This window comes from Microbacterium sp. zg-YB36 (assembly GCF_024623575.2).
Taxonomy (GTDB): Bacteria; Actinomycetota; Actinomycetes; order Actinomycetales; family Microbacteriaceae; genus Microbacterium.
The window spans coordinates 722,656-747,031 of sequence record NZ_JANJFD020000001.1 but is presented as its reverse complement, the minus strand read 5'-3'; the positions used below and the strand labels follow the sequence as shown (position 1 = coordinate 747,031).

The 24,376-nt window shown below is 70.4% G+C and carries 20 protein-coding genes and 1 riboswitch; of the genes, 10 read left to right on the top strand and 10 right to left on the bottom strand.

Features of this window, described 5'->3' with window-relative positions:
* Window positions 1-3: 3 nt before the first annotated feature.
* Both NQ151_RS03700 and NQ151_RS03695 read right to left on the bottom strand, forming a co-directional pair.
* Entirely contained in the window at window positions 4-1,482 is a 1,479-nt protein-coding gene (locus tag NQ151_RS03700; RefSeq protein ID WP_257527051.1) for a DHA2 family efflux MFS transporter permease subunit, read from the bottom strand.
* Between the two features lie 4 nt (window positions 1,483-1,486).
* Complete coding sequence (locus tag NQ151_RS03695) at window positions 1,487-1,672, bottom strand: hypothetical protein (RefSeq protein WP_257508544.1); 186 nt, start codon at window positions 1,670-1,672, stop codon at window positions 1,487-1,489.
* Between the two features lie 42 nt (window positions 1,673-1,714).
* On the opposite strand from NQ151_RS03695, the gene NQ151_RS03690 reads away from it, so the two are divergent.
* Window positions 1,715-3,667 (top strand): ABC transporter ATP-binding protein, encoded by a 1,953-nt coding sequence (locus NQ151_RS03690; RefSeq protein ID WP_502883552.1) that lies wholly within the window; start codon window positions 1,715-1,717, stop codon window positions 3,665-3,667.
* On the opposite strand, the gene NQ151_RS03685 is transcribed toward NQ151_RS03690, so the two are convergent.
* Genes NQ151_RS03685 through NQ151_RS03660 form a run of 6 tightly spaced genes read right to left on the bottom strand, consistent with a single transcriptional unit; the run spans window position 3,632 to window position 10,152 of the window.
* Window positions 3,632-4,588: a glycosyltransferase family 2 protein gene (locus tag NQ151_RS03685; protein ID WP_257508545.1), complete on the bottom strand. Its 957-nt coding sequence runs from the start codon at window positions 4,586-4,588 to the stop codon at window positions 3,632-3,634. The two genes, NQ151_RS03690 and NQ151_RS03685, sit on opposite strands and share 36 nt — an antisense overlap.
* Window positions 4,585-5,727, bottom strand: coding sequence for a cysteine desulfurase family protein (locus tag NQ151_RS03680; protein ID WP_257527816.1), 1,143 nt, complete (start codon window positions 5,725-5,727; stop codon window positions 4,585-4,587). Before NQ151_RS03680 ends, NQ151_RS03685 begins: the two co-directional genes overlap by 4 nt.
* Window positions 5,728-5,734: 7 nt before the next feature.
* Window positions 5,735-6,589 carry a carboxylating nicotinate-nucleotide diphosphorylase gene (gene nadC, locus NQ151_RS03675; protein ID WP_257527050.1) on the bottom strand — a complete coding sequence of 285 codons (855 nt, stop codon included), beginning with the start codon at window positions 6,587-6,589 and terminating at the stop codon, window positions 5,735-5,737.
* Window positions 6,589-8,139, bottom strand: a complete 1,551-nt coding sequence (nadB, locus tag NQ151_RS03670) for an L-aspartate oxidase (RefSeq protein ID WP_257527049.1) — start codon at window positions 8,137-8,139, stop codon at window positions 6,589-6,591. Before nadB ends, nadC begins: the two co-directional genes overlap by 1 nt.
* On the bottom strand, window positions 8,136-9,464 hold the full coding sequence (gene nadA, locus NQ151_RS03665; protein ID WP_257527048.1) for a quinolinate synthase NadA: 1,329 nt from the start codon (window positions 9,462-9,464) through the stop codon (window positions 8,136-8,138). Before nadA ends, nadB begins: the two co-directional genes overlap by 4 nt.
* Window positions 9,465-9,474: 10 nt before the next feature.
* Window positions 9,475-10,152: an NUDIX hydrolase gene (locus NQ151_RS03660; RefSeq protein ID WP_257527047.1), complete on the bottom strand. Its 678-nt coding sequence runs from the start codon at window positions 10,150-10,152 to the stop codon at window positions 9,475-9,477.
* Window positions 10,153-10,270: 118 nt separating this feature from the next.
* Between NQ151_RS03660 and NQ151_RS03655 the strand changes: the two genes are divergently transcribed.
* The 4 genes from NQ151_RS03655 (at window position 10,271) to gcvP (ending at window position 16,164) form a co-directional block, all read left to right on the top strand.
* Complete coding sequence (locus NQ151_RS03655) at window positions 10,271-11,464, top strand: MarP family serine protease (protein WP_257527815.1); 1,194 nt, start codon at window positions 10,271-10,273, stop codon at window positions 11,462-11,464.
* Window positions 11,465-11,503: 39 nt separating this feature from the next.
* Window positions 11,504-11,600: riboswitch (glycine riboswitch) on the top strand.
* A 168-nt stretch (window positions 11,601-11,768) separates the two neighbouring features.
* Window positions 11,769-12,878: a glycine cleavage system aminomethyltransferase GcvT gene (gene gcvT / locus NQ151_RS03650; protein WP_257527046.1), complete on the top strand. Its 1,110-nt coding sequence runs from the start codon at window positions 11,769-11,771 to the stop codon at window positions 12,876-12,878.
* Between the two features lie 23 nt (window positions 12,879-12,901).
* Complete coding sequence (gcvH, locus tag NQ151_RS03645; RefSeq protein WP_257508551.1) at window positions 12,902-13,285, top strand: glycine cleavage system protein GcvH; 384 nt, start codon at window positions 12,902-12,904, stop codon at window positions 13,283-13,285.
* A 53-nt stretch (window positions 13,286-13,338) separates the two neighbouring features.
* Window positions 13,339-16,164 carry an aminomethyl-transferring glycine dehydrogenase gene (gene gcvP, locus NQ151_RS03640; protein ID WP_502883565.1) on the top strand — a complete coding sequence of 942 codons (2,826 nt, stop codon included), beginning with the start codon at window positions 13,339-13,341 and terminating at the stop codon, window positions 16,162-16,164.
* 106 nt (window positions 16,165-16,270) lie between these two features.
* On the opposite strand, the gene NQ151_RS03635 is transcribed toward gcvP, so the two are convergent.
* Window positions 16,271-17,266 (bottom strand): type IV toxin-antitoxin system AbiEi family antitoxin domain-containing protein, encoded by a 996-nt coding sequence (locus NQ151_RS03635; RefSeq protein ID WP_257527043.1) that lies wholly within the window; start codon window positions 17,264-17,266, stop codon window positions 16,271-16,273.
* A gap of 226 nt (window positions 17,267-17,492) precedes the next feature.
* Window positions 17,493-18,326: a CPBP family intramembrane glutamic endopeptidase gene (locus NQ151_RS03630; protein ID WP_257527042.1), complete on the bottom strand. Its 834-nt coding sequence runs from the start codon at window positions 18,324-18,326 to the stop codon at window positions 17,493-17,495.
* A gap of 143 nt (window positions 18,327-18,469) precedes the next feature.
* Here NQ151_RS03630 and NQ151_RS03625 point away from each other — a divergent pair, with 143 nt between their 5' ends.
* From NQ151_RS03625 to NQ151_RS03605, 5 genes are all read left to right on the top strand, one after another.
* Window positions 18,470-20,098, top strand: a complete 1,629-nt coding sequence (locus tag NQ151_RS03625; RefSeq protein ID WP_257508555.1) for a peptide ABC transporter substrate-binding protein — start codon at window positions 18,470-18,472, stop codon at window positions 20,096-20,098.
* Between the two features lie 161 nt (window positions 20,099-20,259).
* Complete coding sequence (locus NQ151_RS03620; RefSeq protein ID WP_257508556.1) at window positions 20,260-21,189, top strand: ABC transporter permease; 930 nt, start codon at window positions 20,260-20,262, stop codon at window positions 21,187-21,189.
* Complete coding sequence (locus tag NQ151_RS03615; protein WP_257508557.1) at window positions 21,179-22,126, top strand: ABC transporter permease; 948 nt, start codon at window positions 21,179-21,181, stop codon at window positions 22,124-22,126. The genes NQ151_RS03620 and NQ151_RS03615 overlap by 11 nt, the downstream gene beginning before the upstream one ends.
* On the top strand, window positions 22,123-23,802 hold the full coding sequence (locus tag NQ151_RS03610; RefSeq protein ID WP_257527041.1) for a dipeptide ABC transporter ATP-binding protein: 1,680 nt from the start codon (window positions 22,123-22,125) through the stop codon (window positions 23,800-23,802). The genes NQ151_RS03615 and NQ151_RS03610 overlap by 4 nt, the downstream gene beginning before the upstream one ends.
* Complete coding sequence (locus NQ151_RS03605) at window positions 23,799-24,356, top strand: PH domain-containing protein (RefSeq protein WP_257527040.1); 558 nt, start codon at window positions 23,799-23,801, stop codon at window positions 24,354-24,356. The genes NQ151_RS03610 and NQ151_RS03605 overlap by 4 nt, the downstream gene beginning before the upstream one ends.
* Window positions 24,357-24,376 lie beyond the last annotated feature (20 nt).

Genomic DNA, 24,376 nt, shown 5'->3' with positions numbered 1-24,376 from the left:
AGGTCAATGCCCGACCGGCACCTCCTCGAGCGTGTCGGCGGGCTTGCGGATCAGCACCGCCCCCACGAGCAGGGGCAGGGCGATGATCGCCGCGACGAGGAACGCCGCCCGTGATCCGGCCGCGCCCGCTGCGGCATCGGTCGCGCCTGCCTGAGCGGCGGCGGTCGATGCGGCGGACATCGTGGTGATGAGCACGGCGATCCCAGCCGCTCCGGCCACTTGCTGCACGGTGGCCCCCACCGCACTGCCGTGCGAAAAGAGGCGCGGCGGGAGCGAACCCAGCGACGCGGTGAACAGCGGCGTGAACGACAGCGCCAGTCCCAGCGACAGCGCGGTCTGACCGATCGTCAGCAGCCACACCGGCGTGGTCTGCGACAGCAGTGTGAACAGCCACAGGACAGAGACGACGATCACCGCCCCCGGGATCAAGAGCACCCGGGTTCCCCAGCGGTCGTAGATGCGGCCGATCACCGGTCCCGCCAGGCCCATCGCGAGCGCGCCGGGAAGCACGACGAGCCCCGATTCCAGTGCCGACAGCCCCAGCACGCCCTGCGCGTACAGCGGCAGCACCGTGATCACGCCGAAGAACGCCATCGCCATGATCGCCAACTGCGCGATCGACAGCGAGAAATTCGCCGAACGGAAGACCCGCAAATCCAGCAGGGCGTCGTCCACGCGCTGCAGCCGCAGCTGGCGCCAGACGAACAAGCCCAGCGCGCTCACACCGATCACCAACGAGACCACGAGGGTCACCGTCGATGCCGCTGCGGCGGCCGCGGCATCCGCACCGTGCCCGCCGCCGCCGATCCGGCTCAGGCCGTAGACGAGTCCGCCGAAGCCGAACGCCGACAGGATCACCGACAGCACATCCAGGGGAGCCGCGGTCGGCTCGCCGAGGTTGTGGATCCAGCGCGCCCCGACCGCGAGCGTGATCAGGGCGATGGGCAACACGACGCCGAAGTTCCATCGCCAGGACAGCGCGTCCAGCAGGAAGCCGGACAGCGCGGGACCGATCGCGGGGGCCAGCGCCGTCACGACGGTCACCCGCCCCATCATGCGGCCGCGCTGGTTCGCCGGGACGACCGTCATGATCGTGGTCATCAGCAGCGGCAGCATGATGGCCGTACCGGATGCCTGGATGACGCGCCCGAGCAGCAGCACCGGGAACCCGGGTGCGATCAGGGCGACCGCGGTGCCCGCGGAGAAGAGGCTCATCGCCGTGACGAACACGGCGCGAGTCGTCAGTCGCTGCAGCAGGAACCCGGTCGTGGGAATGATGATCGCCATCGTCAACATGAACGCCGTGGTCAGCCACTGCGCCGCGACCGCGGTGATGCCCAGATCCGCGATCAGGTGCGGGATGGCCACGCCCATCGTGGTCTCGTTGAGGATCGCGACGAATGCCGCTGCCAGCAGCAGCCAGATCACTCGCTCCGCGCCTGCCTGCGCCCGAGCGGAAGTTGCCGCAATGGCCGCGGTCATATGGCTACTCGGTGGTATCCAAGTCCTGGGAGCCGGGCGCGTCCGTGGGTGTCGGCTCGGGGGCATCCTCGTTGAGCTTGGCCGGCGAGGGACTGACGAGTTCCTCTTCCGGGATCTGCTTCAACGCGTCGATCTCCGCGCGGAGTTCCTCGAGGGCCGACCGGTCCGCTTCATCGGGGGTGGAGGTCATGCCGACACCCTAGTCCTGCAGCGTGCGTCGTAGGCTGGACGGATGAGTATGGGCGGCGGCGGAGGCAGACCAGGCGGCCCAGGCGGCGGATTCCGCGGAGTCGACGAATCGGCCCAGCGCAGGCTCAACGCCCAGGCACCCCGCATCCCCGGGTTGGGTAATCGCGTGCTGGCGCTGTTCCATCCCTATCGCGGCCGCATCGCGGTCACCGGAGTGCTCGTGGTCCTCGGAGCCGGGTTGGCCGTGGTGCCCCCGCTGCTGGTGCAACGGGTCTTCGACGACGCGCTGTTCCCGGTGGACGGCAGCGGGCCGGATCTGTCGCTGCTGCTGCGGCTCGTTGCCCTCATGATCGCGCTGTTCCTCGCCTCGGCGGGACTCGGAGTGGTGCAGACGTGGCTGACCGCCACCGTCGGCAACAAGGTCACCGGCGACCTGCGGGTGCGGCTTTTCGACCACCTGCAGGCGATGGAGCTGGCGTTCTTCACCCGCACCAAGACCGGGGTCATCCAATCCCGCCTGCAGAACGATGTCGGCGGGGTCTCCGGGGTACTCACCAACACCGTCACCAGCATCCTGGGCAACGCCGTCACCGTCGTCGCATCGCTGGTGGCGATGATCCTCATCGACTGGCGCCTGACGATCATCGCCGTCGTGATCATGCCGGTGCTGGTGCTCGTGCAGCGCAAGATCGGGCAGGTGCGGGCGCGGATCGCCGGTGAAACGCAGGAGTCCTTGTCGGAGCTCACCTCGATCACGCAGGAGACCCTCAGCGTTTCCGGCATCCTGCTGTCGAAGTCGTTCAACCGCCAGCGCACCGAGTCGGCCCGCTACCGCACCGAGAACCTCAATCAGGTGGGACTGCAGGTGCGGCGCGCGATGAGCGGCCAGGGGTTCTTCGCCGTCGTGCAGGTGCTCATGTCAAGCGTGCCGGCGGTGATCTATCTCGTCGCCGGTTACCTCATCGTCGGCGGCAGCCCCGACATCACGGCGGGCACGATCGTGGCGTTCACCACGGTGCAGGCTCGGCTGCTGCAGCCGCTGATCGGGCTCATGCGCGTCGCGCTGGACCTGCAGACCTCCGCGGCGCTGTTCGCGCGCATCTTCGAGTACCTCGACCTCAAGCCCGCCATCCGCGACGCCCCCGACGCGATCGACGTCGCCGCGGCGCCGGGACCGGCCGGGCGGGTGGAGTTCCGCGACGTGGTGTTCCGCTACCCGGATGCCGCCGGCGATAGCCGCCCGACGTTGGACGGGGTGTCGTTCGTTGCCGAGCCGGGCCAGCACGTCGCGTTCGTCGGGCCGTCGGGGGCGGGCAAGACCACGGTGCTGTACCTGGCGCCGCGGCTGTACGAGGCATCCGCCGGCGCGGTGCTGTTCGCCGGGGCCGACGTGCGGCGGCTGCGGCAGGAGTCCCTCATCGACCAGGTGGGCATCGTCTCGCAGGAGACCTACCTGTTCCACGCGACGATCCGCGAGAACCTGCGCTACGCCAAGCCCGACGCCACGGATGAGGAACTGACCGCCGCGTGCACCGCGGCGAACATCCACCACATCATCTCCGGGTTCGCCGACGGCTACGACACGATCGTGGGGGAGCGGGGCTACCGCCTCTCCGGCGGCGAGAAGCAGCGCATCGCGATCGCGCGGGTGCTGCTGAAGGACCCGCCGGTGCTGCTGCTGGACGAGGCGACCTCCGCCCTGGACACCGTGTCCGAGCGCGTCGTGCAGGACGCGCTGGATGCCGCGGCGCGCGGGCGCACGACCCTGTCGGTGGCCCATCGCCTCTCCACCGTGATCGGCGCCGACGTCATCCACGTCGTCGAGGCGGGCCGGATCGTGGAGTCGGGCACGCATGCACAGCTGCTGGAGGCCGACGGGCTGTACGCCAAGCTCGCCGAAGAGCAGGTCGCCGCGTCCCGCGTGCTGCAGAGCGAGCAGGCGCTGAGCCGGGAAGCGGGCTCAGAGCAGCAGCGCGGCCCCCGCCAGGTGCGATGACCGCTCGTCCAGGTCGGTGTGCGCGCCGCCGCGCGACCACACTTCGCGGGTGAACGCACCCAGCGCGCGGCGGTACGCGTCGTCGGGGTGGATGCGGGCGATCTCCACCAGCGGCGGCAGGTCCATCGCGAGGATCAGTCGCACTCGCGAGCGCACCGCGGCGGCGTGACCGGCGGCATCGAGCACATCCAGACCCTCGACCATCGCGGCCAGGTAGTCCCGCAGCACCGGCAGCGCGCTCTTGCCCTGCGTGATCGAGGAGCCGTCGGCGCGTTCGCGCCACTGCACCACCACTTCGGGTACGGTGTCGAATCGGCGGGCGCGGCTGTACATCTGCTGCGCGACGATCTGGTCCTCGTACAGGCGCCCGTCCGGGAAACGAAGTCCCGCGCGGCGCCAGAAGTCGGTGCGGCTCACCTTGGACCACGCCACGATGTTGCCGGAGGCCTCCGGATGCTCGTCGATGGTGGTGCCGTGGCGGGCCGGATCGGTGGCAGCGCTCACCCACGGCTGCACCGGGCCGGGGGCGTAGCCGCCGGTGGCATCCGGGCTCAGGCGCACATACGCTCCCACGGCGAAGTCGCTGCCGGTCTGCTCGAGAACGCCCACCAGCCGCTCCAGCGCGGTGGGGGCAAGCACGTCGTCGGCGTCGAGGAACCCCAGGTAGGGCGTGTCGACGTGGGCGAGCCCGGTGTTGCGGGCGGCAGCGAGGCCGCGGCGCTCGTCGTGACGCACGAGCCGGAAGCGCGGGTCGGATGCCGCGGCGGCGGCGAACACGTCGCCGGTGGCATCCGTCGACGCGTCGTCGACGAGGATCGCCACCCAATCCGGCAGGGTCTGCGCGCGCAGCGAATCAAGGGCCTCGATGGCGTACTCGGCCACGTCGAAACCGGGCACGATGACCGTGATCGCTGCGTTCACGAGCCCGATCGTACCGCCGCGACGGCGGCGGCCACCGCGGCGCCGAGCGTCGCGGGGTCGGGGAGCGGGCCGTGGCCGAAGGTGAAGCGCACCGCGGTGCGGGCGAGGTCCGCGGGGACGCCCAATGCCTGCAGCACGTGGGAGGGCTCGTCGCTGCCGGCAGCGCACGCCGACCCGCTGGAGGTCACCACGCCGCGCCGCTCCAGTTGCAGCAGCACCGCCTCGCCACTGGTCCCGGCGAAGGTGAAGCTCGCCGTGCCGGCAAGACGGTGCGTGGCGTGGCCGGTGAGCCGGGCGGCGGGGACGGCGGCGAGCACCGCGGCGATGAACGCGTCACGCACCGCGGTGACGCGCGCCGCGGCATCCGCCCGCTCGGCCTCTGCCGACTCCAACGCGTGGGCGATCCCCACGGCGCCGGCGACGTTCTCGGTGCCGCTGCGCCGACCCCGCTCCTGCCCGCCGCCGTGTACGAGGGGCTCCAGCGGGATGCGGCCGCGCACCGCGAGCACGCCGATGCCCTTGGGGGCGCCGACCTTGTGGCCGGCCAGCGACAGCGCATCCGCGCCGGTGCCCGCAAGCGGCAGCCAGCCGGCGGCCTGCACCGCATCGAGGTGCAGCGGCACCCGGTGGGTGGCGCAGGCGGCGGCGAGGGCGGCGGCATCCTGCACCGTCCCGACCTCGTTGTTGGCGTAGCCGATCGACACCAGCGCGGTCTGCGGCCCCAACTCGGCGGCGAGCCGGCCCGGGTCGACGCGGCCGGTCGCGTCAACGGGGAGCAGGGTGAGGTCGAACCCGTGCAGGCGCCGGAGGTAGTCGCACGAGGCCAGCACCGATTCGTGCTCGATCGGGGTCGTGATGAGCTGCGTCCTGCCGGGGTGCGCTGCCCGGGCGGCCAGAGCGATGCCCTTGATGGCGAGGTTGTTGGCCTCGGTGCCGCCGGCGGTGAAGACGACGTCGCCGGCGCGCATGCCCAGCGCTCGCGCCACCCGGGCGCGCGCATCGGTCAGAGCGGCGGCGGCGTCCTCACCCACGGTGTGGTGGCTCGACGGGTTGCCGTAGGACTCGGTGAGGTACGGCATCATCGCCTCGAGCACATCGGCACGCACCGGCGTCGTGGCGGCGTGATCGAGGTACAGCAGCGGCATGTCAGTCCTCCAGGCTCACATCCAGGCCCAGGTCCAGCGCACGGGCGGAGTGGGTGAGCGCGCCGACCGAGATGACATCGACGCCGGTCTCGGCGATCGCCCGCACCGTGTGGAGGTTCACCCCGCCGGAGGCTTCGATCGTGGCGCGGCCGGCGACGGCGGTGACCCCTTGCCGCAACTGCTCGAGCGTGAAGTTGTCGAGCATGATCGTGCCGACCCCCGCCGCCAGTACGGCTTCGATCTGGTCGAGACGGTCCACTTCGACCTCGACATGGGTGGTGTGCGGCAGTCGCGCGATCGCGCCCTGCAGCGCCGCCGTCACCGACATGCCGTTGCGGGTGAGCACGGCGAGGTGGTTGTCCTTGACCATGACGGCATCCGACAGCGAGAAACGGTGGTTGTGGCCGCCGCCGTTACGCACGGCGTAACGCTCGAACGCCCGCAGCCCCGGCGTGGTCTTGCGGGTGTCTGCGATACGAGCCCCGGTGTGGGCCACTTCGGCGACGTACAGCGCCGTGAGGGTGGCGATCCCGCTCATGCGCTGCGCGAAGTTGAGCCCCACCCGCTCGGCGGTGAGCACGGCACGCGCCGGTCCGGTCACCAGTGCCAGGGGGTCGCCGGCCCGGAACGCCTCGCCGTCCTCCACCAGCAGCACGACGTCGCAGCGCGGGTCGGTGAGGCGGAACGCCGCCTCGAACACGTCGCCGCCGGAGAAAAGGCCGTCTTCCCGGGCGACCAGGGCGCCCCGGGCTTTCGCGGTCTCGACGATGAGGGTGTCACTGGTGATGTCGCCCCACGGGGCGTCCTCATCGAGGGCGGCACGGACGGTTCGGTCGATGACGGTGCGAGTGAGCATCAGGCGCTTCCTTCCAGGGCGGGGATGGGGTCGGGTGCGGTCACGCCGTCCCGGCGGAAGTGCGCTCCCACCGATGCGGCGCGGGCGCGGGCGGCGGCGACGACGAGTTCGGCCACGAGCAGCAGGTTCGCGTCCTCGTGCTCTGAGACGGTGCGGGGTGCGGATGCCGCGTCGCGCCACGCGGCGATGACCGCGGCGGCGCGGGCCAGCCCGGCCTCGTCACGCTCGACCCCGGCATCCGTCCACATCACCCGCTGCAGCGCCGCCCGTGCGAACGGCTCGCCCCCGGGCTGCGGCTCCTGCGGCTCCGGGAGCGGTTCGGGCGCGGGGGCGGCGGGCGCCGTCGCGGGCCAGGCGAGGAGGGCATCGGCGGCCATCACGTCACCGGCACGCGCGCCGAACACCGCGCCCTCCAGCAGCGAGTTCGAGGCGAGCCGGTTCGCGCCGTGCACGCCGGTGCGCGCGGCCTCGCCGACGGCATACAGCCCGGGCACGCCGGTGCGCCCGCACAGGTCGGTGTCGATGCCGCCCATGAGGTAGTGCGCCGCCGGGGTCACCGGGATGGGTTCGCGCGCCCAGTCCCAGCCGCGGGCACGCACGGCGGCGTCGATCGTGGGGAAGCGCTCCGCGAGGAATGCGGCGGTGGCAACGGGGGTGGCGCGGATGCCGGTGGCATCCAGCCTCACCGGACGCCCACCCTGCGCCGCCATCTGCCGCACGATCGCGCGGGCGACGACGTCCCGCGGCGCGAGCTCGCCGTCGGGGTGGGCGTCGAAGGTGAACCGGCGGCCGGTGTCGTCGATGAGCACGGCGCCCTCACCCCGCACCGCTTCGGAGACGAGGAACGCCTCACCTCCGGCCAGGACGGTGGGGTGGAACTGCACGAACTCGAGGTCGCTGACGGCGGCGCCGATCCGCAGCGCCGCAGCGATGCCGTCGCCGGTGGCCACGAGGGGATTGGTCGTGTGCGCATACAGCTGACCCACCCCGCCGGTGGCGATCACCACTGCTCCGGCGTGGATGCGCACCTGTCCGCCGTCACCCTTCAGCACGTCGACGCCGGTGACGCGGCGGGAGGTCACCACGAGGTCCTCCAGGAACGCGTGCTCGATCACCCGGATGTCGGCGGCGCGCACCGCCGCGACCAGGGCTTGTTCGATCTCCAGCCCGGTGGCGTCGCCGCCGGCATGCACGATGCGCGGGTACGAGTGGGCCGCTTCCAAGCCCTTGAGGTAGGTCCCGTCGGCGGCGCGGTCGAAGGCGACGCCGAGCTCCGCGAGCTCGCGGATGCGCTGTGGGCCTTCCGTGGCGAGCAGCAGCACCGCCGCGGGGTCGGCCAGCCCGGCCCCGGCGGCGAGGGTGTCCTGCACATGCGCGTCGACGCTGTCGTCGTCGAACAGCACCCCGGCGATGCCACCCTGCGCGAACCGCGTGTTGGCGTGCCCGAGGGTGTCCTTCGTGACGAGAGTCACCCTGCATCCCGCCGCCGTCGCGTGCAGCGCGGCAGCCAGCCCGGCGATGCCGGAGCCGACCACGACGACGCTGGTCACGACCCCGCCCCGGGTCTGGCGGCCAGCATGCGCTCCAGCGCCACGCGGGCGGGGTCGGCGACCTCCGGCGGCACCGTGATGCGGTTGACGATCTGCCCGGCAACGAGCGATTCCAGCACCCAGGCGAGGTAGCCGGGGTGGATGCGGTACATCGTCGAGCAGGGGCACACGACCGGGTCGAGGCAGAAGATCTCGTGCTGCGGATGCTCGGCCGCCAGCCGCTGCACGAGGTTGATCTCGGTGCCGATGGCGAAGGTGGACGGTTGCGTGGCGGCTTCGATCGCCTGGCGGATGTAGTCGGTGGATCCCGATTCGTCGGCGGCATCCACCACCGGCATGGGGCACTCCGGGTGCACGATCACGCGCACGCCGGGGTGCTCGGCGCGGGCCTTGTCGATCTGGTCGACGGTGAACCGGCGATGCACCGAGCAGAACCCGTGCCAGAGGATCACCCGGCTGCCGGTGAGCGTCGCGGCATCCGTCCCGCCCCACGGCTTGGTCGGGTTCCACATCGGCATCTGCTCCAGCGGCACGCCCATCGCCTTGGCGGTGTTGCGGCCGAGGTGCTGGTCGGGGAAGAACAGCACCCGGCGGCCCCGCGCGAACGCCCACTCCAGCACGGTGCGCGCATTCGACGACGTGCACACGATGCCGCCATGGCGCCCGACGAATCCCTTGATGGCCGCGGAGGAGTTCATGTACGTCACCGGGATCACCGGTACCAGCCCGTCGGTGCCGGGGGTGTCCATGTCGCCGAACAGCTCCTCGAGCTGCTCCCAGCACTCCTCGACCTGGTCGATGTCGGCCATGTCGGCCATCGAGCACCCGGCGGCGAGGTTCGGCAGGATCACCGCCTGGTCGGGGCCGGAGAGGAGGTCGGCCGTCTCGGCCATGAAGTGCACGCCGCAGAAGACGATCGCCTCCGCCTCGGTGCGGGCCTTGGCAGCACCGGCCAGCTGGAACGAGTCGCCCACATAGTCGGCGTGACGGACGACCTCTTCGCGCTGATAGAAGTGGCCGAGCACCACCACGCGGTCGCCCAAAGCGTCCTTGGCGGCGCGGATGCGCTCGTGAAGTTCGATGTCGGGTGCGTCGCGATACAGCTGCGGCAGTTCGCCCTGGCGGGGTGCGCCGGTGGGGATGACGTCGCCCATGGACGCGCCGGGCCCGTAGCCCGGGCGGGTGTCGAAAGTCCACGGGCCGGCGGCCAGGTCGGTGTTGCAGGTCGAGCCGGCACCCGTGCCGGCGACGATCGACTGGATCTCATGGTCGACGCTCGGGTCGGCCGGCGGTCGGGGCTGCAGCGTCAGGATGGTGGCGGTCATGACGGTTCCTTCAGCGGGGGAGCGGGCCGCGGTCGGCCAGCTCCAGGTCGTGGTTGGAGCGGTACAGCCGTGCCGGCCGGTGGCTGCCGGTGCGGAACTGCTCGGTGGGGATGAGGGTGGCGGAGTTCTCCACTTGGCGGCGGAAGTTGGCCGGGTCCAGCCGGCGCTCCAGGATCGCCTCGTACACCTCGCGCAGCTCGGCGAGGGTGAACTCCTCCGGCAGCAGACCGTGGGCGATGCGGCTGTAGCCCACCTTGTTGCGCAGGCGCCACAGTGCGTACTCGACGATCTGGCTGTGGTCGAACGCCAGCGGCGGGAGGGATGCCGCGTCGAACCAGGCGACGTTGTGCTGTGCCTGGGCCGCCTCGGCCTCGTCGGGGCGCACCAGGGCCCAGTACACGATCGACACGACGCGGCTCGGGGATCGATCCACCGCGCCGAACGCGTAGAGCTGCTCCAGATAGCTGGGGGCAAGACCGGTGGTCTCGGCGAGGGTGCGGGCGGCCGCGGCATCCAGATTCTCGTTGACGTCGAGCCACCCGCCCGGCAGGGCCCACCGGCCCTCGTAGGGGTCGCGGGTGCGCCGCACCAGAGGCAGCACGACGCTCGCGGCGTCCGCGCCGGGGAGGCGGCGCAGGCTGAAGATCACCGTGGAGACGGCAACGCGGATGTCCGATGTTTGTGTCATGTTGACCCTAAGCCTCTAACGGATCTTAATGTCACTTTGACCTGAAGTGCAACCCCTCCGCCTGCGTCGCGATCACAGTTGCGTCGCCTACGCTGGCGCGACGAGGGAGGTCGTGCCGATGGTCATCGACATCGTGGTGGTCGCGGTACTGGTCGTAGCGCTGGCACTGGGGCTGCGCAGCGGCCTGCTGGCGGCGCTGGGCGCACTCATCGGCCTGACGCTGGGCGCCCTCCTGGCGTACTGGGTGGTGCCGATGGTGCTTCCGGTGCTCAGCGACGTGCTGCCCTCGGCGGGGTGGCGCAGCGTCGCGATCGTCGTCGGATCGATCGCGCTGGTGGCCGGTGCCGCCCTGGCCGGCTCCGCCGTCGGTGCCGCCGGCCGCCGCGGCGTCGAGCGCATCCGCCTGGGGTGGCTCGAGCGCATCCTCGGGGGCGCGCTGAGCGTGGTCGTCGCGGCCCTCGCGGTGTCGCTCATCGCCCAGACGCTGGTGGTCGCCGGCATCCCTCATCTGTCCGCCGCGGTGTCCTCCTCACGGGTCGTGCGCGCCATCGACTCGCTGACCCCCGCACCCGTCGACGCCGCGCTCGCGCAGGTGCGCGGCGCGTTCCTGGAGGAGGGCCTGCCGAGCCTGGGCGACCTGTTCGGACCCGGAGTCATCGTCGACCCCGGGCAGCCGGCGCCCGACGTCGCGCTGGACGACCCCGCACTGAACGAGGCGGCGCAGTCGGTCGCCCGGATATCGGGAGTGGCGTATGCGTGCGGCACGAGTTCCACCGGCACCGGGTTCGTCGCCGCAGCCGACCGCATCGTCACCAACGCGCACGTCGTGGCCGGGGTGACCGATCCCGTCGTGGAACTGCCGGGGGGAGCCGCCCGCCAGGGCCGCATCGTGTACTTCGACGCCGTCGACGACCTCGCCGTCATCGCCGTGGACGATCTGGACGTCGCCCCGCTCGCGGTCGCGCCGACCCTCGCGACCGGCGACGAGGGTGTGGTGCAGGGGTATCCGTACGGCGGCCCCTTCACGATGACCGGCGCCCGGGTGCTCTCGGTCGGGGTCGTCGAGGTGCCCGACATCCACGACGCCACCAGGGCGCCGCGGGAGATCTACGCGCTCGCCGCCGCCGTGCGGCCGGGAAACTCCGGCGGGCCGCTGCTGACGGCGACGGGAGACGTCACCGGGGTGGTCTTCGCCCGCGCTGATTCGGGGGAGGACATCGGGTACGCGATGACCCCCGCTGAGCTCGCGCCCGTCGTCGCGCAGGCCCCGGCGCTGACGGCGGCGGTGTCGTCGGGTTCCTGCGCCGACTGACGCGCCGCTATGCTGTCCGGACAAGTCGATATCGGCCCGACGACCCCCGCGGGAGAGCTCCGGCACCACGTGTGCCGGGCACCGAAGGAGCAAGCCTCCCCGCCAATCTCTCAGGTACGCGTACCGCGCAGGTCTGGGCCACTCTGGAAAGCGATCCGCGCGCGCATGCTGGCGCGGGTCCGCCGACGGTGAAAGCGCCGACATCCCGCTCGTGGATGGCGACGTGAAACTCTCAGGCCGATGACAGAGGGGGAGTTCTCAGGCGTCGGTCCCGGCGTCTGCCCGTTCCATCTCGGGAGAACTCATGACCGGACCCCGCTATACGACACTCCGTGACCGGCACGATGCGCTGGGGGCGGCGTTCACCGACTTCGGCGGGTGGATGATGCCGGTGCGCTACTCGTCCGACCTCGCCGAGCACCACGCGGTGCGGCACGCTGCGGGACTGTTCGACATCTCCCATATGGCCGAGTTCATCGTCGAGGGCGATGATGCAGGGGCGTTCCTGGACTACGCGCTCGCCGGACGCGTATCGACGCTGCCGCTGGGCAAGGCGAAGTACTCGCTCGTGCTCACCGAATCGGGCGGCATCGTCGACGACGTCATCGTCTACCGCCTCGACGATGGCTGGTATCTCGTGATCGCGAACGCGGGCAACCGCGTCGCCGTCGCGCAGGCGTTCGCCGAGCGCGCCGAGGGCTTCACCGTGGCGGTGGAGGATGCCACCGACAGTTTCAGCCTCATCGCGGTGCAGGGCCCGGCCGCCCGCGGCATCCTCGAAGCCACCGCGGGCATCTCGGGGCTGGACCGGCCGCTGTCGGAACTGCCGTACTACGCCGCCGCCCGCGGGGAGTTCACCGGTGAGCCGCTGCTGGTCGCCCGCACCGGCTACACCGGGGAGGACGGCTTCGAGCTGCTGGTGCCGAACGCCGTCGCCGGCGACCTGTGGGATGCGCTGCTGGCGGCCGGCGCGCCGCACGGCCTGGTTCCGGCGGGCCTTGCCGCCCGCGACACGCTGCGGCTGGAAGCGGGCATGCCGCTGTACGGCCACGAACTCTCGCTCGACATCGTGCCCGCCCAGGCAGGGCTCGGTCGCGTCGTCGCGGCCGACAAGCCCGCGTTCGTCGGAAAAGCGGGCCTTGCCGCCGTGGTCTCCGCCGACGCGCCGGTGCTGGTCGGCCTCACCGGCGACGGCAAACGCGCGGGGCGCGCCGGCTACGCCGTGTACGACGGCGACCGCGCGGTCGGAGAGATCACCAGCGGCGCGCTCAGCCCCACACTCGGGCACCCGATCGCGATGGCGTTCGTCTCACCCGCCGTGAGCGCCTCCGGCACCGACCTGACCATCGACGTGCGAGGCACGCGCCTCCCCGCCACCGTGACCGCCCTGCCGTTCTACCGGCGCGCCCAGTAACACCGAACCCTCGGGAGCACACCATGGCCGACCTCGCCAGCCTGCACTACACCGCCGAGCACGAGTGGATCGCCGTCGACGGCGACACCGCGACGATCGGCATCACCGACTACGCCGCCGATCAGCTCGGCGACGTGGTCTTCGTCGACCTGCCCGCCGTCGGCGCCACCGTCACCGCCGGGCAGGTGTGCGGCGAGATCGAGTCGACCAAGTCCGTCGGCGAGCTCTACGCGCCGCTCGCGGGCGAAGTGATCGAGATCAACGACGCCGTCGTGGCGGACCCGTCGGCGGTCAATGCCGATGCGTTCGGAGATGGCTGGCTCATCAAGCTGCGCGTCGACGCGGCATCCCTTGACGGCACGCTCGACCGCGCCGCGTACCTCGCCCTCACCGGCGGCGAGGCGTGAGCGCGGCCTTCGCCGACCGGCACATCGGCACCGACGCGGCCGCCCAGCGGCAGATGCTCGACGCGCTCGGCTACGACAGCCTGACCGCGCTGGTCCAGCGCGCCGTGCCCGCCTCGATCCACGTGCAGCCGCGCACCACGAGCGCCATCCCGGACGCTGCGACCGAAGACGAGGCGCTGGCGGAGCTGCGGGAGCTCGCGGCATCCAACCGGCCGGCGAAGGCGATGATCGGGCTGGGGTACTACGACACCCACACCCCCGCGGTCATTCAGCGCAATGTCTTCGAGAACCCGTCCTGGTACACCGCGTACACCCCGTACCAGCCGGAGATCTCGCAGGGGCGCCTGGAGGCGCTCATCAACTTCCAGACGATGGTCACCGACCTCACCGGCCTGGCTACGGCCAACGCGTCGATGCTCGACGAGGCGACCGCGGTCGTCGAGGGGATGCTGGTGGCGCGGCGGGCGTCGAAAGGCGCGTCGAACGTGTTCCTCGTCGATGCCGATGCGTTCCCGCAGACCAAGGCGTTGCTGGCTCACCGCGCCGAGGCGCTGGGGATCACGATCGTCGAGACCGACTACGCGTCGGGGGTTCCGGATGCCGCTGACGCGGCCGCCGCCGCGTTCGGCGCGTTCGTGCAGTACCCGGGAGCCACCGGGCGCGTGTGGGACCCCAGCGATGTGATCACCGCGGTCCACGCGCAGGGCGGACTGGTCGTCGTGGCCGCCGACCTGCTGGCGCTCACGCTGCTGCGCTCGCCCGGATCGCTCGGCGCCGACATCGCCGTCGGCACGACGCAGCGCTTCGGGGTGCCGCTCGGCTTCGGCGGACCGCACGCCGGTTACATGGCGGTGCGGGCGGGCTTGGAGCGGCAGCTGCCCGGGCGTCTGGTCGGGGTGTCGCAGGATGCGGCCGGGCACCCGGCGTACCGCCTCGCGCTGCAGACCCGCGAACAGCACATCCGCCGTGAGAAGGCCACGTCGAACATCTGCACCGCGCAGGTGCTGCTGGCCGTCATGGCGTCGATGTACGCCGTCTATCACGGGCCCGAGGGGCTGCGCCGCATCGCGACCGAGGTCGCGCAGAAGACCGAGGCGCTGGCTGCCGAGCTGCGCGGGTACGGGCTGACGCTGGCATCCGATGCCGTCTTCGACACCATCCGGGTGTTCGTGCCGGGTGACGCCGGCCGCATCGTGGAGCGGGCGCGCTCGCGCGGCTACCAGCTGTTCTGGGCCGATGACGCGAGCGTCGGGGTATCCGTCGACGAGACCACGACGGCCGCCGACCTCGCCGCGGTCGCCTGGGCATTCGGGGCGCTGGAGGAGCCGGGCGCCGAGCTCGCGTTCGCCGACGCGGAGCCGCTGGCTTCGGTGGCATCCGCGCTGCACCGCACTGAGACCTACCTCGAGCACGCGGTGTTCAACACCCACCGGTCCGAGACGGCGATGATGCGGTACCTCAAGCAGCTCGCGGACCGGGACTACGCCCTGGACCGCGGCATGATCCCGCTCGGGTCATGCACCATGAAGCTCAATGCGGCCAGCGAGATGGCGGCGGTGTCGTGGCCGGAGTTCTCCCGTGTGCATCCGTTCGCCCCGGCCGACGACGTCGCTGGCTACCTCGCGATGATCGAGCAGCTGGAGACGTGGCTGGCGGAGGTCACCGGCTACGACGCGGTGTCGCTGCAGCCCAACGCCGGTTCGCAGGGGGAGCTGGCGGGGCTGCTGGCGATCCGCGGGTACCACCGCGCCAACGGCGATCTCGATCGCACGGTCTGCCTCATCCCGTCGTCGGCACACGGCACCAACGCGGCATCCGCGGTGCTGGCCGGGATGAGCGTCGTCGTCGTCGCGTGCGATGAGGCGGGCAACGTGGAGCTTGCCGACCTGCGCGCGAAGATCGCGGCGAACGCCGAGCGGCTCGCGGCGCTGATGATCACCTACCCGTCGACCCACGGTGTGTACGAGCACGACGTGCTGGAGATCACGCAGGCCGTGCACGATGCCGGCGGTCAGGTGTACGTCGACGGTGCGAACCTCAACGCGCTGCTGGGCTTCGCCCGGTTCGGGGATCTGGGCGGCGACGTATCGCACCTGAACCTGCACAAGACGTTCGCGATCCCGCACGGCGGGGGTGGCCCTGGCGTCGGGCCGGTGGCGGCCAAGGCGCACCTCGCGCCGTATCTGCCCTCGCACCCGCTCGCGCAGCGCGCCGACCACGCCGGCGGGTTCGTGTTCGACGGCGGACCGGTCTCGGCATCCCCCTACGGGTCGGCCTCGATCCTGCCGATCTCGTGGGCCTATGTGCGGATGATGGGCGCCGCAGGGCTGCGCGAGGCGACCGGGGCCGCCGTGCTCGCGGCGAACTACATCGCCGCGCGGCTGCGCGAGCACTACCCGGTGCTGTACGCGGGGGAGGGCGGGCTCGTCGCGCACGAGTGCATCCTGGACTTGCGGCCGCTGCGCGAGGCCACTGGGGTCACCGTCGACGATGTCGCCAAGCGCCTCATCGACTACGGCTTCCACGCGCCGACGATGTCGTTCCCGGTGGCCGGGACGCTGATGGTGGAGCCGACCGAATCGGAGGACCTCGCCGAGATCGAGCGGTTCATCGAGGCGATGGTCGCGATCCACGCGGAGGCGCACGCCGTCGCGGCCGGTCAGTGGCCGGCATCCGACAATCCGCTCGTGAACGCGCCGCACACCACGCAGTCCGTGGTGTCGGGGTCGTGGTCGCACCCGTACTCGCGCGAGACCGCGGTGTATCCGGTGCCGTCCCAGGTGCGCACGAAGTACTGGCCACCGGTGCGGCGCATCGACAATGCCTACGGCGACCGCAACCTGGTGTGCGCCTGCCCGCCCCCCGAGGCCTTCGCGTAGCGGGTAGCGGGGTGGCGGCCCTCCGGCCCGCCCCCCACACCGTGAGACCACAGCTGGTCGCCGAGACGGCGGGAACCTCCCATCGTCTCGGCGACCAGCTGTCGTTTCAGCGGGCGGACGGGGGCTCGCCGGTGCGGTGCGGGGGATGCGGGGAGACGGCGCGGCGCGGCGAGAACAGCGCCGCCGAATCCTCGGGGGACTCGGGGCGGAGACCGGCGCCGGTGAGGATGCCGCGCAGCGGCGTGACCGTCGAGGCCTCACGCCATCCCCAGTGCGTCACCTCTCGCAGGTGCCGACGCAGCCGCGTGTCCCGCTCGCTCTGCCGCACCAGCACGACCGTGGGCGGTCCGTAACGGCCGTCGTACTTGAGGTCGCCGTCGCACTCACCCGCGAGGCCGATGCTCTCCCACACCAGATCGCTGCGATCCTCGCCGCCGGACCCCCGACGGAACGGCACCTGCAGCACCGGCGCGGGAAACCCGAGCCACTCGACGACAGCGCGGCTCATGGACTCGAGAGCCGACTCGGCCAGCGCGCTCGCGCGCGACAGCGCCCACCGCGCGATCGCGCGGCCCCGCTTGCTCGTACGGGCCTCGTTGAGCGCGACGAGCAGTTCGACGCTCGCGGTGGGGTCAGTGCGCAGCGCGGCATCCGCCACTGCCAACCCGACGGCGCGGTGCCGGTGCCGGGCGAGGTCCACGGCGGTGTCGGCGATGCTCGTCATCAGCAGGCCGCCGAGCTCGATGATCGTGCGGTCGCCGGAGTAGGCGTGGGTCCGGATGCCGCCGACGAGCCGGGACGCGCTGCGCGGGTGCTCCAGAATGTGCACCACCCCGGGATCGCCGAACACCGGTAGGCCCATCAGCACGGCGGCGGATTCGTGGCTGAACACGGCATCCGGGTGCACGAGCGCCACCGCGTGGACGCGCGCGAGGTACCTGTCCCAGGGCGCGAGGTCGCGCCACATCGCACCGGGGGTGTACACACCGTGGCGCACCTTGACCAGCGTCCCGCGCTCGACGGCGCGCTCGGGATGGGGCACGTCCGCGTGCCGGATCAAGGGGACGGGGGTCGGCAGGACCCCGAGAGTGAGGAGCGGCATCCGCCCACCCTGCCGCCCGCGCGCACCCGCCGTGGCCCCGCCACCCTCGATCCGTGCCAGATCGCCGGATCCCGTCCCTGTGGAGAAGCCCCCGTCCCCTCCCGTCCCCTCCGTCGCTCCCCGGCGCTCCCCGGCGCTCCCCGTCGCTGAAACGACACCTGGTCGCCGAGACGATGGGAAGTTCCCACGGTCTCGGCGACCAGCTGTGGTCTCAGCGATTTCAGGGCTACGGGGACGGGGACGGGGAGGGGAGGGGGGCGAAGATCGTGGGCCAGAGGGCGGCGGCCAGGGGATAGCCGACGAACGACACCACGTCGAGGATCGTGTGGGCCACCACCAGCGGCATCACCCGGCCCCAGCGGCGGTAGCACCAGCCGAACACGATCCCCATGACGAAGTTGCCGACCATTCCGCCGTAGCCCTGGTACGCGTGATAGGCCCCGCGCAGCGCGGCGGAGGAAAGGATGATCGGCCACCACCCCCACCCGAGACGGCGGAGTCGATCGAAGAGCCACCCGATCATGACGACCTCCTCCAGCAGCGCCGCGCGCAGCGCCGCGAACAGCAGGATCGGCACGGTCCACCACGCAGCATCCAGCGGCGAGGCCACGACGGCCACCGTGAACCCCAGCATCCGCCCGACGGCGTACAGCGCAAGCCCGGGGATGCCGATCACGGCGGTGACCAGGATGCCGCGGCCGAGGTCCCCGCCGAAGCGAGTGAAGTCCAAACCGATGCGCCGGAGCGCGTTGGCACCCGGTTCCCACAGGAGATAGACCACCAGCGCCACAAGCGCGAGGTCGAACACGATGTCGAGCGTCTGGTAGAGCGCATCCCACGCCGCGGCGGCGTCCAGGGATGGATTCAGCTGGGTCTGCTGCTGCCCGAGAGGGGTGGGGGAGAGCTCCCGGCGGATGAGCGCGAGCACCGAGTACAGGGCCGATTGGCCGAGCGAGATCGCGAGCACGATAGCGATTTCCCAGCGCAGTCGCGGACTGCTTGTGCAGTATGCGTTGTCGAGCGGGGGACTGGGAGCGGTCACGTTGTCAGATTGCCACATCCGAGGCGCGTTGAGTAAAGAGCATGTAACGCTTTCGCCCTCAGTTTTGATCATGGCGGCAGGGTTGCTTATCGTTGCCTCATCCCGTGTGGCCGGCACGCCCTGCGTAGAAGCGGTCACATCATCCCTGCACAGGAGGAAAAGTGAAGCGCAACAAAACTGCCTTCGCCGGCCTGGCGCTGCTGACCGTGGGCGCGCTCGCCCTCGCCGGCTGCGCCAGCGGCGACAGCGGCGACGCCGAGGAGACCGGCGACGCCGGCGCCTCGGACGCCATCATCACGACCAACGGTACCGAGCCGGAGAACCCGCTCATCCCGACCATGACGAACGAGGTCGGCGGCGGCCAGATCCTCGACGCGATCTTCGCCGGGCTCGTCTCGTACGAGGGCGACGGCACCGCCGTCAATGACATGGCCGAAGAGATCACGGTCGAGGACCCGCAGCACCTGACGGTCAAGCTCAAGGAGGGTCAGACCTTCACCAACGGCGAAGAAGTCACGGCTGACAACTTCATCGAAGCCTGGAACTACGGCGCACAGCTGTCCAACGCCCACGCCAACAGCTACTTCTTCGAGGACATCGAGGGCTTCAGCTGGGATGCCGACTCGGAGCTGACCGGTCTCGAGCAGGTCGATGACTACACCTTCACCATCGCGCTCAACAAGCCGGCGTCGGACTTCGCACAGCGCCTGGGCTACTCCGCGTTCTACCCGCTGCCCGACGTGGCCTTCGAGGACATGGAGGCCTATGGCCAGAACCCGATCGGCAACGGTCCGTACATGTTCGCCGGTGAGGACGCGTGGCAGCACGACGTGCAGATCGACCTCGTCAAGAACGAGGACTACCAGGGTGTGCGTCAGGCGCAGAACGGTGGCCTCACGATCAAGGTCTACGCCTCGGCAGACGCGGCGTACGCCGATCTGCAGGGTAACGAGGTCGACGTGATCGACGTGATCCCGCCGTCGTCCATGGCCAGCTTCGAGTCGGACCTGGGGGATCGTGCCGTGAACCAGGCGGCAGCCATCTTCCAGTCCTTCACGATCCCGCAGACCCTCCCGCACTTCGAGGGCGAAGAGGGCGCGCTGCGCCGTCAGGCCATCTCGATGGCGATCAACCGCGAGGAGATCACCGAGACGATCTTCCAGGGCAGCCGTACCCCCGCAAGCGACTTCACTTCGCCGGTCATCGACGGCTGGTCGGACTCGCTCGAGGGCGCTGAGGTGCTGGAGTTCAACCCCGAGCGCGCAGTCGAACTGTGGGCCGAGGCCGACGAGATCTCGCCGTGGGAGGGTACCTTCCAGATCGGTTACAACTCCGACGGTGGCCACGACCAGTGGGTCGACGCAGTGTCGAACTCGCTCAAGAACACCCTCGGTATCGAGGCGTCGGGTGCTCCGTACCCGACCTTCGCCGAGCTGCGTGAACTCGTGAACAACCGCACGATCACCACCGCGTTCCGCTCCGGCTGGCAGGCGGACTACCCGGGTCTGTACAACTTCCTGGGCCCGCTGTACGCCACGAACGCCGGCTCGAACGATGGCGACTACTCCAGCGCAGAGTTCGACCAGCTGCTGTCCGATGGCATTTCCGCGACGGACCCCGAGGAAGCCAACGCGCTGTTCTCCGAGGCCCAGTCGGTGCTGCTGCAGGACCTGCCGGCCATTCCGCTGTGGTACTCGAACGTCACCGGAGGCTTCTCCGAGAACGTCGACAACGTCGAGTTCGGTTGGAACTCGGTGCCGCTTTACCACCTGATCACCAAGGCCGAGTAACCTCGAGTGATCTCACTCGCGAGGCGGTGACGACCACGTCACCGCCTCGCGGGCTGTTCCCACCGGCCGCGCTACACCCGAGATCGCGGCGGCCCCACGCGGCAGCCCCTCGCCGCCACTAGCGGCGACGCGGCTCCCCAAACCCCAGAGGGAGAGCGTTCGTGCTCGGTTACATCCTCAGACGTGTGTTGCAGGTCATCCCGGTGTTCTTCGGCGCCACCCTGCTCATCTACTTCATGGTCTTCGCCATGCCCGGCGACCCCATCCTCGCGCTGTTCGGCGACCGCACGCCCAACCCGGCACTGCTGGAGCAGATCCGCGACCAGTACCACCTGAACGATCCGTTCATCGTGCAGTACTTCTACTACATCACCGGCGTCTTTCAAGGCGACTTCGGCGTCAGCTTCTCCGGGCAGCCCGTCAACGAGGTACTCGCCCGCACCTTCCCGGTGACGCTGCGTCTCGCGGCGATGGCCATCGCGATCGAACTCGTGCTGGCCATCGTGATCGGCACCGTCTCGGGCCTGCGCAAGGGCAAGTTCTTCGACAATGCCTCGCTCGTCGTGGCTCTCGTCTTCATCGCCGTCCCGGTGTTCGTGCTCGCCTTCCTCGCGCAGTACTTCCTGGCCGTACAGGCGGGCTTGTTCCGCCCGACCGTCGGAGCGCAGAACGGCTGGATGGACCTGTGGCTGCCGGCGATCGTGCTGGGTCTCAGCCTCTACGCGACCAGCATGCGCCTCACCCGCGCCTCGGTGATCGACACGCTCAACCAGGACTGGGTGCGCACGGCCTACAGCAAGGGCCTCCCGCGACGCCGTGTGATCCCTGTGCACGTGATGCGCAACTCCCTCATCCCCGTCATCACCAACACCGCGACGAACTTCGGCGTGCTGATGGTGGGTGCCACGGTCACCGAGGGCATCTTCAACGTGCCCGGCGTCGGCAACACCCTCTACCAGGCGGTCATCCGGCAGGAGGGGCCCACTGTCGTCTCGTTCGTGACCGTGTTCGTCATCGTCTACGTCTTGGTCAACCTGTTCGTGGACCTGCTCTACGGCCTGCTCGACCCGAGGATCCGCTATGCCAAGTGATCAGATTTCCGCGACGCACTTCGTCGCCCCCGTCAAGAACACCGAGATCACCGTCGATGCCGTGCGCGTCGACGCCAAGCCCAGCAACCTCTGGCGCGACGCCTGGCAGGACATCCGCCGTCGGCCGACGTTCTGGGTCACGGCTGTCGTCGTGGTCATCATCGGGCTGATGGCGGTGTGGCCGACCCTGTTCACGCAGGTGCCGCCGAACAACAACTGCCTGCTGGCCAACAGCAACGCCGGGCCCACCGCCGGCCACCCTCTCGGCTTCACCTTCCAGGGCTGCGACATCTGGTCCCGCCTGGTGTGGGGTGCGCGCACCTCGCTCATGGTCGGGTTCCTCGCCACCCTCATCGGCACCGTCATCGGCACCGTCATGGGCGCGCTGGCCGGCTTCTACGGCGGCTGGCTCGACTCGGTGCTCTCGCGTCTCGGCGACATCTTCTTCGCGATCCCGTACATCCTGGCGGCCATCGTCGTCATGAGCGTGTTCTCGCAGAACCGCACGCCACTCGTGCTCGCTTTCGCCATCGGTGGCTTCGCGTGGGCGTCCACCGCGCGCGTCATCCGCGCCGAGGTGCTGCGGGTTCGGCAAGCCGACTTCGTCACCGCCTCCCGCGCCATCGGGCTCTCCCGGTTCCGCATCCTCCTCACACACGTCATGCCCAACGCCATGGCACCGGTCATCGTCGTGGCGACGCTGACCCTGGGCGCTGCGATCTCCGCCGAAGCGACGCTGTCGTTCCTCGGTGTCGGGCTCGGCAGCTCCACCATGTCCTGGGGCCTGGACATCAGCCAGGCGCAGTCGTCACTGCGCGTCGCGCCGATGGCACTCATCTACCCCTCGATCGCGCTGACCATCACGGTGCTCGCGTTCATCATCATGGGCGAACTCCTGCGAGACGCTCTCGATCCGAAGGCGAGGGCACGGCGATGAGCTCGGCAAACCGCACACCACTGCTGTCGATCCGCGGTCTGAAGGTCGCGTTCGACTCCGGCAAGACCTCACGCGAGGTGCTGCACGGCATCGACCTTGACATCCACCGCGGCGAGACCGTCGCGATCGTCGGTGAGTCCGGATCGGGCAAGTCAACGACGGCATCGGCCATCGTCAATCTGCTCCCCGGAACCGGACACGTCACGGGCGGGTCGATTGTGCTGGAAGGTAACGACCTCACCTCCGCCACGCGGGCCCAGATGGAGCGCATTCGCGGTCGGGACATCGGCTTCGTGCCGCAGGACCCGATGTCCAACCTCAACCCGGTGTGGAGCATCGGCTTCCAGGTGAAGGAGGCGATCCGCGCGAACGGGATCGCCACCGGTCGCAAGGAGGTCGAGCGCCGCGCCATCGAGGTGCTGCAGCAGGCGGGGCTGGCAGACGCCGAACGGCGTCTGCACCAGTTCCCGCACCAGTTCTCCGGCGGCATGCGTCAGCGCGCGCTCATCAGCATCGGCCTCGCGGCCGACCCGAAGCTGCTGATCGCCGACGAGCCGACCTCGGCACTGGACGTCACGGTGCAGCGGGTCATTCTCGATCACATGGCGTCGCTCACGGCCGAGAAGGGGACCTCGGTCCTGCTGATCACCCACGACCTGGGTCTGGCCGCAGAACGTGCCGACACCATCGTGGTGATGCATCAGGGCGAGATCGTGGAATCCGGCCCGAGCCGGGAGATCCTCGAAAACCCGCAGCATCCGTACACCCAGCGGCTCGTGGCCGCCGCTCCCAGCCTGGCTTCGCAGCGGATCCAGGCCCGGGCGGAGGACCGTGGCATCCAGCACGAGTCGGACTTCGCCACGGCCGAGCCCGCGATCGTCGTGGCGGACCTGGTCAAGGAGTACAAGATCCGGCAGGGCTCGTTCCGCAGCGAGCGGTTCCGTGCCGTGGACGGCGTCTCCTTCGAGATCCCGCGGGGCCGCACGATGGCTCTGGTGGGGGAGTCGGGGTCGGGCAAGTCCACGATCGCGAAAATGGTGCTCGGCCTGGAAGAGTGCACCTCCGGCTCGATCCTGATCGACGGTCTCAACGTGGGCCGGCTCACCGGTCGTGAAGCGTTCGCGCTTCGGCGCCGGATGCAGCCGGTCTTCCAGGACCCCTATGGCTCGCTGGATCCGATGCGCAGCATCGGCGGCACCATCGCGGAGCCGCTGGACGTGCACCGCGTCGGCGACGCGAAGTCGCGACGTGCGCGGGTGGCGGAACTGCTCGACCAGGTGTCGCTGCCGCAGGAACTGGCGTCGCGCTACCCGAACGAGCTGTCCGGGGGCCAGCGCCAGCGTGTCGCCATCGCGCGTGCGCTCGCGCTGAAGCCCGACATCGTCGTGCTCGACGAGGCGGTCTCGGCGCTGGACGTCCTGGTGCAGGATCAGATCCTGCAGCTGCTGGCGGACCTGCAGTCCGAGCTGGGCCTGACCTACCTGTTCATCACGCACGACCTCGCGGTGGTGCGCGTCGTCGCTGACTTCGTGTCGGTGATGGAGCGCGGCAAGATCGTCGAACAGGGCACCGTCGACGAGATCTTCGCGAACCCCGCTGAGGAGTACACCCGGCGACTGCTCGAGGCCATCCCGGGTGCGTCAATCCCGCTCGGAGTCGGCGAAACGGGTGCATGAGTCGCAACGACTTGCCTGAGCGCCGGATCTTCCGTGCGACGTCGGCGACGATCAGCTTGATCGTCGCCGGCGTCGCGGGGGCGTTGGTGCTCGGCGACGCCCTTGTCCGCGGCGGCCTCGGACAGACCCTGCTGCTGGCCCCCTGGGTGCTGCTGATCGTGTGGGTCGTCTATGCGGTGGTTTATGTGCCGAGGGTGGAAATGGATGCCGAAGGCATCACCGTCGTCAACGTCCTGCGCACCACGCGGGTGCCGTGGCCGCGGGTGACCGACATGGACACGCGGTGGCAGCTGGTCGTGCACCTCGACGACGGTTCCCGGGTGGGGGCCTTCGGTGGGCCGAGCCTGCGTCGCTCGAGATCGCGTTCGGCGCAGCAGAGCGAGACGCCGTTCTCCGACATGGCACTCATCCGTGGTGAGTGGGACGCAGCGCGCGACGCGGGCGTACCGGCGGGTCCGGTGCAGCGACGGTGGAACGGCGGGGTCGTGGTGTCGCTGGTGGTGCTCGTGGCGAGTGCGGGGGCCTCGGCAATGATCGCAGGCGCCGGTGCCTGAGCGCCGCTACCGTTTTCGGG

Excerpts from the sequence above, each read along its gene's own strand:
- gcvP (WP_502883565.1), top strand. The coding sequence starts at position 13,339 with ATGCTCGACGCGCTCGGCTACGACAGCCTGACCGCGCTGGTCCAGCGC.
- nadA (WP_257527048.1), bottom strand. The coding sequence starts at position 9,464 with ATGACCGCCACCATCCTGACGCTGCAGCCCCGACCGCCGGCCGACCCG.
- gcvH (WP_257508551.1), top strand. The coding sequence starts at position 12,902 with ATGGCCGACCTCGCCAGCCTGCACTACACCGCCGAGCACGAGTGGATC.
- NQ151_RS03690 (WP_502883552.1), top strand. The coding sequence starts at position 1,715 with ATGAGTATGGGCGGCGGCGGAGGCAGACCAGGCGGCCCAGGCGGCGGA.
- nadC (WP_257527050.1), bottom strand. The coding sequence starts at position 6,589 with ATGCTCACTCGCACCGTCATCGACCGAACCGTCCGTGCCGCCCTCGAT.
- NQ151_RS03695 (WP_257508544.1), bottom strand. The coding sequence starts at position 1,672 with ATGACCTCCACCCCCGATGAAGCGGACCGGTCGGCCCTCGAGGAACTC.
- NQ151_RS03660 (WP_257527047.1), bottom strand. The coding sequence starts at position 10,152 with ATGACACAAACATCGGACATCCGCGTTGCCGTCTCCACGGTGATCTTC.
- NQ151_RS03635 (WP_257527043.1), bottom strand. The coding sequence starts at position 17,266 with ATGCCGCTCCTCACTCTCGGGGTCCTGCCGACCCCCGTCCCCTTGATC.
- NQ151_RS03655 (WP_257527815.1), top strand. The coding sequence starts at position 10,271 with ATGGTCATCGACATCGTGGTGGTCGCGGTACTGGTCGTAGCGCTGGCA.
- NQ151_RS03615 (WP_257508557.1), top strand. The coding sequence starts at position 21,179 with ATGCCAAGTGATCAGATTTCCGCGACGCACTTCGTCGCCCCCGTCAAG.
- NQ151_RS03605 (WP_257527040.1), top strand. The coding sequence starts at position 23,799 with ATGAGTCGCAACGACTTGCCTGAGCGCCGGATCTTCCGTGCGACGTCG.
- NQ151_RS03630 (WP_257527042.1), bottom strand. The coding sequence starts at position 18,326 with ATGTGGCAATCTGACAACGTGACCGCTCCCAGTCCCCCGCTCGACAAC.
- NQ151_RS03700 (WP_257527051.1), bottom strand. The coding sequence starts at position 1,482 with ATGACCGCGGCCATTGCGGCAACTTCCGCTCGGGCGCAGGCAGGCGCG.
- gcvT (WP_257527046.1), top strand. The coding sequence starts at position 11,769 with ATGACCGGACCCCGCTATACGACACTCCGTGACCGGCACGATGCGCTG.
- NQ151_RS03610 (WP_257527041.1), top strand. The coding sequence starts at position 22,123 with ATGAGCTCGGCAAACCGCACACCACTGCTGTCGATCCGCGGTCTGAAG.